At 71.2% G+C, this 13,638-nt stretch carries 12 protein-coding genes; 1 reads left to right on the top strand and 11 read right to left on the bottom strand.

Annotation, left to right across the window (positions count from 1 at the left end):
* Window positions 1–109: 109 nt before the first annotated feature.
* The 8 genes from LE190_RS17830 to wrbA are packed head-to-tail and all read right to left on the bottom strand — an operon-like array spanning window position 110 to window position 9,581.
* Window positions 110–1,198 (bottom strand): threonine aldolase family protein, encoded by a 1,089-nt coding sequence (locus LE190_RS17830; protein ID WP_225239954.1) that lies wholly within the window; start codon window positions 1,196–1,198, stop codon window positions 110–112.
* Window positions 1,199–1,212: 14 nt separating this feature from the next.
* Entirely contained in the window at window positions 1,213–3,057 is a 1,845-nt protein-coding gene (locus tag LE190_RS17825; protein WP_225239953.1) for an ABC transporter transmembrane domain-containing protein, read from the bottom strand.
* A 35-nt stretch (window positions 3,058–3,092) separates the two neighbouring features.
* Window positions 3,093–4,175, bottom strand: a complete 1,083-nt coding sequence (locus LE190_RS17820) for a lipocalin-like domain-containing protein (protein WP_225239952.1) — start codon at window positions 4,173–4,175, stop codon at window positions 3,093–3,095.
* Window positions 4,176–6,737, bottom strand: a complete 2,562-nt coding sequence (locus LE190_RS17815; RefSeq protein WP_225239951.1) for an FtsX-like permease family protein — start codon at window positions 6,735–6,737, stop codon at window positions 4,176–4,178.
* The gene (locus LE190_RS17810; protein WP_225239950.1) at window positions 6,725–7,147 is read right to left on the bottom strand and encodes a DUF4124 domain-containing protein; all 423 of its coding nucleotides are present in this window, start codon (window positions 7,145–7,147) and stop codon (window positions 6,725–6,727) included. Before LE190_RS17810 ends, LE190_RS17815 begins: the two co-directional genes overlap by 13 nt.
* 13 nt (window positions 7,148–7,160) lie before the next feature.
* Complete coding sequence (locus LE190_RS17805) at window positions 7,161–8,570, bottom strand: FAD-binding oxidoreductase (RefSeq protein WP_225239949.1); 1,410 nt, start codon at window positions 8,568–8,570, stop codon at window positions 7,161–7,163.
* Entirely contained in the window at window positions 8,563–8,961 is a 399-nt protein-coding gene (locus LE190_RS17800) for a DUF2069 domain-containing protein (protein WP_224944899.1), read from the bottom strand. The genes LE190_RS17805 and LE190_RS17800 overlap by 8 nt, the downstream gene beginning before the upstream one ends.
* A complete protein-coding gene (gene wrbA, locus LE190_RS17795; RefSeq protein ID WP_225239948.1) occupies window positions 8,961–9,581 on the bottom strand; it encodes an NAD(P)H:quinone oxidoreductase in 621 nt (206 codons plus the stop codon). The genes LE190_RS17800 and wrbA overlap by 1 nt, the downstream gene beginning before the upstream one ends.
* 64 nt (window positions 9,582–9,645) lie before the next feature.
* On the opposite strand from wrbA, the gene LE190_RS17790 reads away from it, so the two are divergent.
* Window positions 9,646–11,049 (top strand): YihY family inner membrane protein, encoded by a 1,404-nt coding sequence (locus tag LE190_RS17790; protein WP_225239947.1) that lies wholly within the window; start codon window positions 9,646–9,648, stop codon window positions 11,047–11,049.
* Here LE190_RS17790 and LE190_RS17785 read toward each other — a convergent pair.
* Genes LE190_RS17785 through LE190_RS17775 form a run of 3 tightly spaced genes read right to left on the bottom strand, consistent with a single transcriptional unit; the run spans window position 11,039 to window position 13,477 of the window.
* Window positions 11,039–11,344, bottom strand: coding sequence for an Mpo1-like protein (locus tag LE190_RS17785; protein WP_225239946.1), 306 nt, complete (start codon window positions 11,342–11,344; stop codon window positions 11,039–11,041). The genes LE190_RS17790 and LE190_RS17785 overlap by 11 nt on opposite strands.
* Complete coding sequence (locus LE190_RS17780) at window positions 11,341–12,165, bottom strand: alpha/beta fold hydrolase (RefSeq protein ID WP_225239945.1); 825 nt, start codon at window positions 12,163–12,165, stop codon at window positions 11,341–11,343. Before LE190_RS17780 ends, LE190_RS17785 begins: the two co-directional genes overlap by 4 nt.
* Before the next feature lies 1 nt (window position 12,166).
* Entirely contained in the window at window positions 12,167–13,477 is a 1,311-nt protein-coding gene (locus LE190_RS17775) for an O-acetylhomoserine aminocarboxypropyltransferase (protein ID WP_225239944.1), read from the bottom strand.
* Window positions 13,478–13,638 lie beyond the last annotated feature (161 nt).

Below are 13,638 nucleotides of genomic sequence, written 5' to 3'. Positions count from 1 at the left end.
TTGGCGGCAGATGGGATTCCAACCGCCGCCATTGCTTCTCGGTTAGATCAGTTCGGCTCATCTTCATAGCCCTCCCGATCTAATTCTCTCATTCTTCGCCTTCGCTCAGTCAGACAGACCCTAGGGCGTCCGCGAACAGGGCCAGGGCGGTGCGCACGTGCTCGTCCTGCGCATGCAGCAGGTTATCGCCCACATACAGCTCGAAGTAGCTGGTGCCGGGAAGAACGCCGCCGGCAACGCGGTTGAACATCCAGATGCCGTGGCGCTCGGCCAGCTCGCGCCGGATCGCCAGTGCGCGCTCCGGCGGCACCGGCACATGCAGGTGCAGCATGTTCACCTGCGGTGCGGCCGGGTTGACGCGGATGATGGGGTGCGCCGCCAGTTCCCCGTACAGGAAGCGCGTCCGGTCGAGGTAGTCCGGCATCGCCGCCAGGCGCGCCTCGAACTCCATCGCCGCCGCCACCACATAGGGCGAGCGATGGATCACGTTGCCGCCCTGGCGCCGGAACCATTCGGCGGCGCGCGCCACGAAGTCGCCGCTACCCGCCAGCATGGCGCCACCGAGGCCGCCGATGCCCTTGTACAGCGAGACATAGACCGAATCGAAGCCGGCCGCCACCTCGTGCAGCGACCGTCCGTAGCCGGCGGCCGCCTCCCACAGGCGCGCCCCGTCCATGTGCAGGTGGACGCCGCGCGCCCGGCAATGGGCCTTGATCGCCTCCAGTTCGTCCCAGGAAGACAGCTGGCCGCCGATCTCGCGCAGCGGCAGCTCGAGCCCGACCGCGCCCAGCCGGTCGGGAATCGCCGCCAGGTCGGCCACCGTCCAGGGCCTGTGCCGCTCGCCCGCCTGCAGCGCCTTGAAGTGGCCCAGCAGCTGGTAGTTGGAGCGCTCGTGCACGAAGATGTGCGAGGTCGGATGCAACGCGGCGAGTGCGCGCGCGCGGTCCTCGCAGGCCAGGCGCAGGGCTGTCACCTGGGCCATGGTGCCGCTGATGCAGAATACGGCCGCTTCCTTGCCGAGCAGCTGCGCGATACGCGCCTCGAAGGCCTGCAGCAGGGCGCCGCTGCCATACACGTCGTGCTCGACGCCGTTCGCTTCGCACCATGCCGCCATCGCCGCGAACAGCTCGGCCGGCGCGCGCGCGCGGTGTCCCGGGAACACCGTGTGGCACTGGCGCAGCAGGGCGCTGTCGCTCATCGCGCTCGGCGCCACTAGGCCACGGCCGGCGCGTGCGCGCCGAACTGCAGCGCCGCCAGGTTGGCGTATACGCCGCCGTGCGCCACCAGCGCCGCATGGGTGCCGGCTTCCACCACCCGGCCTTCGTCCAGCACGATGATGCGGTCGGCGCGCTGCACGGTGGCCAGGCGGTGCGCGATGATGATGGTGGTGCGGCCCACCATCGCCGCCTCCAGCGCGCGCTGCACCAGGCGCTCGGATTCGGCATCGAGCGCGCTGGTCGCTTCGTCCAGCAGCAGCAGCGGCGGATTCTTGAGCAGGGCGCGCGCGATCGCGATGCGCTGGCGCTGGCCGCCGGACAGGCGCACGCCGCGCTCGCCCAGGAAGGCCCCATAGCCCTGCGGCAGGCGCTCGATGAACTCGTGTGCGGCCGCCATTTTCGCGGCTGCGATCACTTCCTCGTCGCTGGCATCGGGCCGGCCGTAGCGGATGTTCTCCAGCGCGCTGCTGGAAAAGATCACGGTGTCCTGGGGGACGATGCCGATCGCATCGCGCAACGCGTGCAGCGACAGGTCGCGGATGTCGATGCCGTCCAGGCGGATGCCGCCGGCCTGCGGGTCGTAGAAGCGCAGCAGCAGCTGGAACAGGGTGGTCTTGCCGGCGCCCGAAGGGCCGACCAGGGCCACGGTCTCGCCGGCGGCGATGTCGAGCTTCAGGTGCGACAGCGCGGCGCTGTCAGGGCGCGACGGGTAGCTGAAGCTGACCTCGTCGAGCGTGACGCGGGCGCCGCCCGCCAGGCGCGGGGGCAGCGGACGCGGGTGCGCCGGGTCCTGGATGTCGGAGCGCACCGCCAGCAGTTCCAGCAGGCGTTCGGTGGCGCCGGCGGCGCGCTGGGCTTCGCCCATCACTTCCGACAGCGCGCCGATCGAGCCGGCCACGATCGCGGCGTACAGGATGAACTGCCCGAGGTCGCCGCCTGTCATGTTCCCTTCGAGCACCGCGTGCGCGCCGAGCCACAGCACGAACACGATCGCGCCGAACACCAGCACGATCGCCAGCATGGTCAGGGTGGCGCGCGCGCGGATGCGCCGGATCGCCGTGCCGAAGGCGCCTTCCACCGAGTGCTGGAAGCGGCCGGCCTCGATGGACTCGTGGGTGAAGGCCTGCACGGTCGGCATGGCGTTGAGGATCTCGCCGGCCAGCGCCGAGGCGTCGGCGATACGGTCTTGCGAGTCGCGCGAGAGCTTGCGCACGCGGCGACCGAACAGCACGATCGGCAGCACCACCAGCACCAAGAGGCCGAGGATGATGGCGGTCAGCTTCGGACTGGTCACGAACAGCATCACCAGGCCGCCGCCGAACAGCAGGGTATTGCGCAGCGCCAGCGAGATGCTGGTGCCGACCACGGTCTGGATCAGGGTGGTGTCGGTGGTCAGGCGCGACAGCACCTCGCCGGTGCGGGTGGTCTCGAAGAAGGCGGGGCTCTGCTGCACCACGTGGCGGTAGACGGCGGCGCGGATGTCGGCCACCACCCGCTCGCCCAGCCAGGACACCATGTAGAAGCGCGCGGCGGTGGCCACGGCCAGCACCGCGGCCACCCCGAACAGGGCCAGGAAGGTGGCATTCACGTGCTCGATGCCGCGCGCGCCGACGCTGGCGCCGAAACCGTGGTCGATCATCTGCTTGAAGGCGGCGGGAATCGCCAGCGTGGCGCCGGCCGCGAACAGCAGCGCGATGCCGGCCAGCAGGAACTGGCGGCGATAGGGAGCCAGGTAGGGCAGCAGGCCCTTGAAGGCGGCCAGGCTGCCCTTGCGGGCCGCGCTGCCTGAGGTGTCGGGGGTATCCGGGGTGCCGGTCGTGCCGGTGGTGCTGGAAGTCATCGTCTGCGTGGGGCGTCGTTCGTATTCTTGTTCGTTCAAAGCTTCATCGGGCGCACATAGCCCGTCATTTCCAGGTAGCCGCGGCCCAGGCGCCGGCCGTCGCGGCTGACCGTGATCGCGCCTTCCCAGTACACCGCGCCGGTCGAACGGCGCGAATCGAGCTCCTGGTCCTGCTGCAGGGGAGCGAGCTGCCAGCGCAGGCTGCCGGTCGCCACGTCGAACGCGACCGGGTACTCGGCGCCGGTGCGCGGCGACTTCCAGTGCGCGGTCGGCGTGAACTTCACCTGGTCGGGCGCGTAGCGGGTCACCCGGCCCGCGCGGTCGCGCACGGTGGCGTGCGCCCATAGTTTATCACCTTGCCTGCTGCGGATCTGGAAAGCCATGAGGGCGCCGCCGTCGTCGAGGTTCACCCCGATCCAGTCCCAGCCGGTGGCATCCGGCTGCAGGGCCTCGCTCGACCATTCGTGATCGAGCCAGGCGCTGCCCGTCACCGCCACCGGGAGGCTGCCGGCGCGCCCGGCCTTGCCGCTCACCTTCAGCTGTGGCTCGCTGTAGTAGTGGCTGGCGTGCTGCGGGCTGGCGCCCTTGCGCGAGTAGCCGCCTTCGCCCTGCAGCAGCAGCGGCTGGGTGGGCTGCAGGCGCAGTTCCAGCGTCAGTTCGCTGGAGCGGATCGTCACCCGGTAGTCGCCCCCGCTGTCGCGCACCATGCGCCAGTCGTCGAGCTTGAGGTCGGTATTGCCGGTGCGCGCCCAGGCCAGGCCGAAGCCTTCGCGCGCGCTCTTCTGGTCGTGCACCAGGCGGCCCAGCGCCGGGTCGGACAGGGCGGCATGGCCGATCACCAGCTGGCGCGGGGCGAACGCGCTCGGGTTGCGCGGATCGTGCTCGGTGCGGCTGCGAAAGAAGGTGACCTGGAAGCCGAGCGGCTTGCCATCCGGGGTCTCGACCCAGCCGGTGACATACCACCACTCGGTGCGAAATTCCGGATGGGCGCCGTAGTCCTGCGGGAAGGACAGCGCGCTGCCGGGGGTTACCGGCGCGAAGCGCGGCGGCTCGGCGCTTGCGGGGACCGCGGCCAGCATCGAGACGGACAACAGGAACCACACCAGCGCTGCGCGCATCTACCAATCCTCCCTGACGGCGCGTACCGGACCACCCGACAGCGCGTAGCGTCCCGACACCAGCGCGGTGGCGACCGAGGCCCCGACCAGCACGGCGGCGACGCTCCCCAGCAAGGTCCACGGCAGGTGCAGCTGCATCGTCCAGTGGAAGGACTGGGGGTTCACAACATAAACCAGGATCAGGCTGATGACCAGTCCCAGCGCGAAACCGCAGGCCACGCCCAGCAACGTGAGCAGGCCACCCTCGAAGGCGAGGATGCCCAGCACCTGGCCACGCGTGACGCCCACGTGGCGCAGCATGCCGAATTCCTTTGCGCGCGCCAGGGTCTGGGCCGAGAAGCTGGCCGCCACGCCGGACAGGCCGATCGCGATCGCGATCGCTTCCAGCAGGTAGGTGACGGCGAAGCTGCGGTCGAAGATGCGCAGGCTGGCGCTGCGGATCTCGCCGGCCGACATCAGCTGCAGGGCGCCGCCGAAGGGCAGGGCGCGCACCGCCGCCGCGAGCGCCTCGGCGCTGCCGCCGCGCGCGGCGAACAGGGCGGCATCGCTGACCTCGGCCTCGCCGGTCAGGGCGCGGTAGTCGGCCAGCCGGATCACGATCGATCCGGCCTGGTTGGCATAGTCGCGCCATACGCCGGCCACGAAGAAGCTGGCCTGGCGCCCGCCAAGCGGCAGGGTGATGGTGGCGCCAGGGCGCGCGCCGTACAGGTCGACCACCGCTTCCGACACCCAGGCCGGGCGCGCGCCGGGCGGCGGACTGGCCGCCTGGCCGACCAGGAACAGCAGCCGGCCCGGGTCGCCGGCATCGATGTCGCGCGCGACCACCACCACGTTCGGCCGGTCCGGCGCCAGTGAAACCGGACGGGTGCGCAGGAAGTGGACCTGGGCCACCCCTGGCAGCGCCGCCAGCGCCGCCTGCTGCTGCGGACTGAGAAAGCCGGCATTGCCGCCGGCGGCGCTGCGCAGGTACAGGTCGGCCGGCAGGATGTGGCCCATCCAGTCGTCCACCGAGACCCGGAAGCTGGACACCATGATGCCCATCGCCACCATCAGGCTGAAGCTGGCCAGCACCCCGCCCAGTGCGATCGAGGCCTGGCCGGGCGCGTTGGCCAGGCGCGCCACGGCCAGCGCCAGCACCGGCGGCGCGCGCCTTGCCCGGTTCACCAAGGCTTCCAGCGCGCGAAAGCCGGCCGCGGCCAGGCGTGGCATCAGGCCGATCCCGCCGACCAGCAGCAGGGCGATCGCCAGGTAGCCGAACAGGGGCAGTTCGAACACCGGTGGCGCGAAGGCCAGGCCGGCCGCGAGCGCCAGGCAGGCGAGGGCCGGCCACACGCGCGCCAGTCGCGCCAGCGCCACCTCGTCGGCGCCGGACTTGATCGCCAGCGCGGGGCGGGCGCGCGCCGCGTCCCAGGCCGGGGCCAGGCAGCCGAGCAGGGCGACGCCCAGGCCGAGCAGGAAGAACACGGCGGCCGCCACCGGCGTGAACTGTACCCGCGGACGGATGCCGGGGAAGTAGCCGGCCCCGAGGTCGCCGCCGAAGTAGTGCAGCGCCAGCGCCGCCAGCGCATAGCCGCCGGCAACGCCGAGCAGGGCCCCGGCCACGCCCAGGCTGGCGCCCTCCAGCAGCACCTGGCGCAGCAGTTGGCCGCGCTCCCAGCCCAGCACGCGCAGCAGCGCGAACTGGCCGCGGCGCCGCATCACCGACAGCGCCTGGGTGGAAAACACCAGGAAGGCGCCGGTGAACAGGGCCACCAGGGCCAGCACGGTGAGGTTGACGCGGTAGGCGCGGCTCAGGTTGGCGTTGCGCTGCTCCTGGTCGCCGTCGTCCGGCTGGCGCACGGCGAAGCGGCCCGGGTAGGCGCGCTCCAGGTCCTGCGCCAGCGCGCGCCGGAACGCGCCACGGTCGATGCCATCGCGCAGCTTCAGGTCGATCCGCGCCAGGCGTCCAAGCCGGCCGAAGCGCCACTGCATGGCGCCGATGTCCATGACGGCCAGGCGCTGGCCGGCGCGGGCGCGCGCCACCTGGCCGGCCACCCGCAGCCGCACCTCGCCGGCGCCCGCGCGCAGCACCAGGGTGTCCCCGGGACGCTTGCCGAGCCAGGCCAGGGCGGCCGGTGACAGGAAGATCGCATCGTCCGCCAGCACATCCATCATGCGGCCTTCCCCGGGCACGCCGGCGAGGTCGGGCGTGATGAAGCCGGCGCGCAGGGCATCGATGCCGACGATGCGCAGCGCACCCTGGACCCCGGGCAGGCCGGCGGCCAGTTCCAGTATTGGAGAAGCGACCGCCACCCGCGGATCGGCGGCCAGTTGCGCATACACCGCCTCGTCGAACAGCGGCTCGCGCGCCGCCACCTGGACGTCGGCCTGGCCGGACAGGCTTTTCACGGCAGCCGAGAACTCGTTGAAGGCGGCGGCGTTGATCAGGTGGATCGCGAAACCCATCGCCACCCCGACCGCGATCGCGGCGACCGCCAGCAGCGCCCGCACCGGGTGTGCGCGCCACTCGCCGAACAGGAGCCAGCGCGCCAGCAGGGTGGATGCCGGGCTCAGGGCGGACACTCCGCCGCCAGCGCCTCGGCCTGGCGCTTTGCCTTGATGCGCGCCGCGCCGGCGTCGTCCTTCGCGGCGCGCGCCGCGTCCTCGCCCGCCCATTTCGCCTCCAGCCGCAACTTGTCGCAGCGGCGGCGCTGCACGGCAGCGGCGCGTTCGATGCGCGCGGCATCGCGTGCCTCCTTCTGTTCGCGCAGCGCGCGCGCGCCTTCAATGTCCTGCACCAGGGCACTCTGGCGCGCAAGGCGGGCCAGGGTTTCCGGATCGGCGCCGCTGCTGGGGGCCGGCAGTTCCACCGCCGTCCGGCCGCAGGGACGGTCGCTGTAGCTCGGCCTGCCGTTCTCGACGCATTTGTAGACGGTGGCGGCGGTGGCCTGGCCGGCCAGGCAGCACAGCAGCAGAACGGGAATTCTCAGCATGTCGTCTCCGGGATCACAGGATTTTGCCGGGATTCATAATGCCGAGCGGGTCCAGCGCAGCCTTGATGGCACGCATCATGTCGAGTTCGACGGCGCTCTTGTAGCGCACCAGTTCGCCGCGCTTGAGCGCGCCGATGCCGTGCTCGGCCGAGATCGATCCGCCGAAGGCGGCCACGCCGTCGTACACGATGCGGTTCACGCCCGGTTCCTGGGCCAGGAAGGCCGCGTGCGCGACCCCGGGCGGCGGCGCGACGTTGTAGTGCAGGTTGCCATCGCCCAGGTGGCCGAAGCAGACCACCTGGCAGCCAGGATGCGCCGCTGCCAGGGCGGCCCCGGTGCGCGCGATGAAGTCCGGGATGGCCGACACCGGCAGCGAGATGTCGTGCTTGATGTTCTTACCGGCTGCGGCCTGGGCCAGCGGGATGTGTTCGCGCAGCTGCCACAGGCCGCGCGACTGGCCGAGCGAGCCCGCGACGACCGCGTCGCGCGCGACGCCCGCGTCCAGCGCGGCGCCGAGCGCGCCCTCGAGCAGGGCGGCCGCGTGCGCATCCGATTCCTCGCTCGACAGTTCGATCAGGGCCGTGTACGGGGGCGGCGCGGCGAAGGGCCGCGGCAGGGCCGGGAACTGGCTGGCGACCAGGTCGAGGCAGAAGGCCGACATCAGTTCGTAGCCGGTCAGCGTGGCGCCGCAGCGCTCCTGCAGCAGGGCCAGCAGATCCAGCGCCTGTTGCGGCGTGCGCAGCGCCACCAGGGCGCTGCGGGCCGCCTTCGGTTGCGGATGGAGTTTCAGCACGGCGGCCGTGATGACGCCCAGCGTGCCTTCGGCGCCGATGAACAGCTCGCGCAGCGCATAGCCGGTATTGTCCTTGCGCAGCCCGCGCAGGCCGTCCCACACCTGGCCCTGGGCCGTTACCACTTCCAGGCCCAGGCACAGTTCGCGCATGTTCCCGTAGCGCAGCACGGCGGTGCCGCCCGCGTTGCTCGACAGGTTGCCGCCGATGGTGCAGCTGCCTTCGCTGACCAGCGAAAGCGGGAACAGCATGCCGGCTTGCTGCGCGGCGGCATGCGCATCGGCCAGGATGCAGCCTGCCTCGACCGTCATGCTGCCGTTGGCGGCATCGACCTGGCGGATCCGGTTCAGGCGCCGCAGCGAGAGCACGATGGCGCTGCCGCTGGCATCGGGCACGCTGCCCAGCACCAGCCCGGTGCGTCCGCCCTGCGGCACGACGGGCACCCGTTCGGCGGCGCAGGCCTGGACCACGGCGGCCACCTGCGCGGTGTCGGCCGGCAGCACCACGGCGCGCGCGCGGCCGGTGAAGCGGCCGCGCCAGTCTTCCAGGTAGGGCGCCATCGCGGCGGCATCGGCCAGGAGCTGGGGCGCGCCGACGACCGCGCCGAGGCGCGCCAGCAGCGCCTCAGTCATGGGGCACTTTGACCTTGTCGAGCAGTTCCTTGGCCAGGCGCTTGGCTTCCTTCTTGTACGGATGCAGGAACAGCAGGGCGCAGGCGTAGTACACCACCACCAGCACGATCTCGCCGATCGCCATGGCGCGCGAGGCCGGCACGGTGTCGGCCCAGGCACGCACCACGCCTTCGGCGAAATACACGAGGATGACCATCGACGACCATTGCAGGGTGTACAGGTCGCGCTTGATCACGCCGCGCAGGGGCAGCAGCAGGGGCAGGGCCTTCAGGGCCAGCAGCGAGCCTCCCGGGTGCAGGGGCGCGACCAGGACTTCCCAGGCCACCAGCCAGCCGATGAGCCAGATCAGGCTCGCGATTGCTCCGGCATGAAAGACTTTTGCGGTATCCATCAGTGCATTCCGTGCAGTTTGAGGGCTGCGGTGGCCAGGCGCTTGCCGAGCGCGATCGCCAGCACGCGTTCTTCGTCGCTCAGGGGCCGCCTGCCATCGGCGCCGGCCCAGTGCGAGGCGCCGTACGGGCTGCCGCCGCTGGCGGTGTTCATCAGTTCGGGGTGGGTATAGGGCAGGCCCATGACCAGCATGCCGTGGTGCAGCAGAGGCAGCATCATCGACAGCAGGGTCGACTCCTGGCCGCCGTGCAGGCTGCCGGTGGAGGTGAACACCACCGCCGGCTTGCCCGACAGGGTGCCGTTGACCCAGTCGGCGGCGGTGCCGTCGAGGAAGTACTTGACGGCCGCCGCCATGTTGCCGAAACGGGTCGGCGAGCCGAGCGCCAGGCCGGCGCACTCGCGCAGGTCGTCCAGCTCGACATAGGGCGCGCCTTCGGTCGGAATGTCGGGCGCGGTCGCCTCGGCCACGGTGGAGACGGCGGGCACCGTGCGCAGGCGCGCCTCGAGCCCCGGCACGCTCTCGATGCCCTGGGCGACCAGTTCGGCCAGCTTGCGGGTGGCGCCGTGGCGCGAGTAGTACAGCACGAGAATGATCAGGTTGGGAGTCTGGGTCGGCTTCATCGTTGGTATTATAGGTCGCTTTGCTCAATTGACATGCCCTTTGCGGGACGAATCGAATAGCCGGATGCTTTCCAGAACCCTACACTCCCTGTCGGGCCGCAGCGGTGCCGGCGGCGCCGGCGGTGCAACGGCTGCGCGCGGCCTGACGCCGGCCGAGCTGCGCGACCTGCTGCGCTTCGCCCGGCGCCGCCTGCGCGAGGAAAGCCTGCCCCAGGTGGCGGGCAGCCTCACCTTCGCCACCACCCTGGCCCTGGTGCCGCTGCTGACCATCGTGCTGGCGATCCTGACCACCTTCCCCGTGTTCGACCAGCTGCGCGCGGCGCTCGACACCTGGTTCGTGCAGACCCTGATGCCGAAGGCGATCGCCAACACCATCAGCGCCAACCTGACCCAGTTCGCCAGCAAGGCCAAGGGCCTGTCGCTGCTGGGCGCGGCCGCGCTCCTGATGACCACCACTGCGATGCTGGGCACGATCGAGCGCGCCTTCAACCAGATCTGGGGCGTGCGCCGACCGCGTCCGTGGTCGCAGCGGCTGCTGGTGTACTGGGCCCTGATCACGCTCGGGCCGATCCTGGTCGGCCTCTCGCTGAGCGCGACGTCCCAGCTGTTTACGGCCACCGGCGGGCTGGCGCGCTCGCTGCCGCTGCTCGGTTCCCTGTTCTACACCGTGGTGTCGGTGGCCCTGAGCACCGGCGCCTACACGCTGCTCTACATGGCGGTGCCGAACCGGCGCGTGCACTGGCGCGACGCCTTGTGGGGCGGGCTGGCCGCGGCATGCGCCTTCGAGCTGGCCAAGCGCCTGTTCGCGCTGTTCATCGCCCAGTTCCCAACCTATACCCTGATCTACGGCGCGCTGGCCGCGCTGCCCCTGTTCCTGGTCTGGATGTACCTGTCCTGGCTGATCACGCTGGTGGGCGCGGTGCTGGCGGCGGCGCTGCCGGTGGTGAAGTACGAGCGCTGGAAGCACCGGCCCACCCCGGGCGGCATGTTCGTCGATGCGATGGCCGTGCTGAAGGTGCTGTACGGCAGCGTCGTGGCCAGCGGCAGCGCGCTGGTGCCGGGCGCCGCGATCCGCGACCATACCCGGATCGGCTATGACGAGATGGGCATGCTGCTGGAAAAGATGGTCGCCGCCGGCTGGGTGGGACGGGTGCAGGACGAGGCGCCGCCGCGCGGGCGCTGGCACCTGGGTGCGCTGGCCGGAGCCGGAGCCGCGGCCGACGGCTGGGTGCTGCTGGCCGATCCGGCACGCCTGCGCCTGGCGGACGTGTACCGCCTGTTCGTGTTCGACGCGGCTGGCGCGGATGGCGGGGCCGGCCAGCCGGTGCCGCGGGATTCGCTGGCACTCGATACGGCAGCGCTGGCGCGGCGCGTCGAGGCGGCGGTGGAGCTTGGCCTGGACCAGAGCCTGGCCGGGCATTTCGGCGCCCGCCCGGCCGCCTCCGGCGCGCCGGGCATTACCAGCTGAGCTTTCCGCTCAGCATCTGCCAGTACATGAGCCAGTCGGCGCGAAACGACAGCCAGGGCCGGGAAAACGAAGCCGGCCGGTTGTTCTCGTAGAAGAAGTGACCGACCCAGGCGCCGCCATAGCCGGCCACAAGCGCGGCCAGCAGCCACCACCCGTTGCGGGTGGCCAGCGCCAGCGCGATCGCGGCGATCGCCGCCGTGGTACCGAAGAAATGGGCGCGCCGGCAGCGCCGGTCGGCGTGCTGGCTCAGGTAATAGGGATAGAACTCCGCGAAGCTGGCGGGGCGTGCACTCATGGGCTCTCCTGGAAAGGCAGCTTGGCGGCGAAGGCGGCCAGGCCTTCGCGCACCGCGTCGGACGCCTCCGCCATCATCTGGTGGCCCGCGTCCACGCTGAGGATTGTGCCATGCTTCACCGCGCCGGTCAGCAGGGCGGTGGAACGGGGCGGCGTCATCACATCCTTCTTGCCGAGCACGAACAGTACCGGGCAGTCCAGCGCCGCCGCGGCGGCCTCGCCGCCGGCGTAGCCGTTGCAGGCCGCGAAATCGGTATGGAACAGCTGGTGCGGATTGCGCGCCGACATGCGCTGCATCAGGCGGCGTGCCCCGCCCATCACCGAGAACCCCGGGCCGGGGAAGGAAGGCTTGTGCGCGATCGACGAATGCGACCAGATATTGACCATGTCGATCGCCGCCCCTTCGTCGCTGCGCGCGGTCTCGAGCAGGGTGTCGGACACCTTCATCGGGTAGGTGGTGCCGAGCAGCGCCAGGCCGGCCGCCAGCTGCGGCGCGCGCGCGGCCGTCTCCAGCGCCACCAGCGAGCCCATGCTGTGCCCGGCCAGCAGCGCGCGCCGCACGCCGGCCGCGGCCAGCAGGGCCAGGATCCAGTCCGCCATCGCTTCCACGCTGGCCAGGGCCGGGCCGGCGCTGCGGCCGTGGCCGGGCAGGTCGGGCGCCAGCACGGCGTAGCCGTGGTGCGCCAGGTAGCGGCTCTGCAGGGCCCATACCGAGTGGTCGTTCTGGGCGCCGTGGATCAGCACGATGGCCGGCCGCGCCGGGTCGAAGGCCTTGCCGCCGGTGTAGGCATAGGCCGGGAGGCCGTGGATCTCGCACTGCATCTCAGGCTCCCTTCTGCGACAGTTTCAGGGCCCGCTTCAGGTCCTCGACCAGGTCGTCCGGGTCTTCCAGGCCGACCGACAGGCGCATCGTCCCTTCGCCGATGCCGCTGGCCGCCAACTGGTCCGCGGGCACCCGGAAGTGGGTGGTCGATGCCGGATGGATCACGAGCGACTTGGCGTCGCCCACGTTGGCCAGGTGCGAGAACAGCTGCAGGCTGTCGGCGAAGCGGCGGCCGGCCGCGCGGTCGCCCTTGAGGGTGAAGGTGAACACGGCGCCGCAGCCCTTGGGCAGCAGGCGCCGGGCCAGCGCGTGGTCCGGGTGCGAAGGCAGTTCCGGGTAGGACACCGCGCTCACCGCCGGGTGCGCGGCCAGGAACTCGACCACGCGCCGGGTATTGGCGACGTGGCGTTCCATGCGCAGGCCGAGGGTCTCGATGCCCTGCAGGATGGCGAAGGCATTGTGCGGGCTCATGGCCGCGCCGAAGTCGCGCAGGCCTTCGCGCCGGGCGCGCAGGGCGAAGGCGCCGACGGTGGATTCCTCGGCGAACACCATGCCGTGGAAGCCGTCATAGGGTTCGCACAGTTCCGGGAAGCGTCCGCTGCGCGCATGGGCCGCATCCCAGTCGAAGCTGCCGCCGTCGACCAGCAGGCCGCCGACCGCGGTGCCGTGCCCGCACAGGAACTTGGTGGCGGAATGGAACAGCAGGTCGGCGCCCAGGTCGAAGGGACGCTGCAGCCAGGGTGTGGTGAAGGTGGCGTCCACCATCAGCGGCAGGTCGTGCTCGTGCGCCAGCGCCGCGATGGCTGGAATGTCGAGCACGTCCAGGCCCGGGTTGCCCAGGGTTTCGCCGAACAGCAGCCTGGTGGTGGGGCGGATCGCGGCGCGCCAGGCGTCGAGGTCGCGCGGGTCGACGAACGTGGTCTCGATGCCGAAGCGGCGCATCGTGTAGTGCAGCAGGTTGTGGGCGCCGCCGTACAGGGCGCGCGAGGCCACCACGTGGCTGCCGGCGCCGGCGATGGTGGCCAGGCCCAGGTGCATCGCGGCCTGGCCGCTGGCGGTGGCGATCGCGGCCACGCCGCCCTCGAGCGCGGCGATGCGCTCTTCCAGCACCGCATTGGTCGGATTCGAGATGCGCGAATAGACGTGGCCCGCGCTCTCCATGTTGAACAGCGCCGCCGCATGGTCCGAGTCGCGGAACGCGAACGAGGAGGTGAAATGGATCGGCGTGGCGCGCGCGCCGGTGGCCGGGTCGGGCGCGCTGCCCGCGTGCAGGGCCAGGGTGTCGAAGCCGGGATACTGGGGACCGCTCATCTTGGTGACTCATCCGTGAAGCGCGCCGCTCGGCGCGATGGCCCGCATCGTAGCACCAATTTATATTTGCGCAACATGCCCCGGCGGGGCCGGCCGTGCGAGGCTGGATTTTTTGGCGGGCATCGGCTACAGTCAGCCTTATGAATCAAGCAAATATTGCA

This window comes from Massilia hydrophila (genome assembly GCF_020208145.1).
GTDB lineage: Bacteria > Pseudomonadota > Gammaproteobacteria > Burkholderiales > Burkholderiaceae_D > Telluria > Telluria hydrophila.
Note: the sequence above shows the minus strand (reverse complement) of the source record. Positions and strands in the feature narration are given on the sequence as shown.

Bases quoted from the DNA above. Each gene is read 5' to 3' on its own strand.
- LE190_RS17830 (WP_225239954.1), bottom strand. From the start codon at position 1,198: ATGAGCGACAGCGCCCTGCTGCGCCAGTGCCACACGGTGTTCCCGGGA.
- LE190_RS17825 (WP_225239953.1), bottom strand. From the start codon at position 3,057: ATGACTTCCAGCACCACCGGCACGACCGGCACCCCGGATACCCCCGAC.
- LE190_RS17820 (WP_225239952.1), bottom strand. From the start codon at position 4,175: ATGCGCGCAGCGCTGGTGTGGTTCCTGTTGTCCGTCTCGATGCTGGCC.
- LE190_RS17810 (WP_225239950.1), bottom strand. From the start codon at position 7,147: ATGCTGAGAATTCCCGTTCTGCTGCTGTGCTGCCTGGCCGGCCAGGCC.
- LE190_RS17805 (WP_225239949.1), bottom strand. From the start codon at position 8,570: ATGACTGAGGCGCTGCTGGCGCGCCTCGGCGCGGTCGTCGGCGCGCCC.
- LE190_RS17800 (WP_224944899.1), bottom strand. From the start codon at position 8,961: ATGGATACCGCAAAAGTCTTTCATGCCGGAGCAATCGCGAGCCTGATC.
- wrbA (WP_225239948.1), bottom strand. From the start codon at position 9,581: ATGAAGCCGACCCAGACTCCCAACCTGATCATTCTCGTGCTGTACTAC.
- LE190_RS17790 (WP_225239947.1), top strand. From the start codon at position 9,646: ATGCTTTCCAGAACCCTACACTCCCTGTCGGGCCGCAGCGGTGCCGGC.
- LE190_RS17785 (WP_225239946.1), bottom strand. From the start codon at position 11,344: ATGAGTGCACGCCCCGCCAGCTTCGCGGAGTTCTATCCCTATTACCTG.
- LE190_RS17780 (WP_225239945.1), bottom strand. From the start codon at position 12,165: ATGCAGTGCGAGATCCACGGCCTCCCGGCCTATGCCTACACCGGCGGC.
- LE190_RS17775 (WP_225239944.1), bottom strand. From the start codon at position 13,477: ATGAGCGGTCCCCAGTATCCCGGCTTCGACACCCTGGCCCTGCACGCG.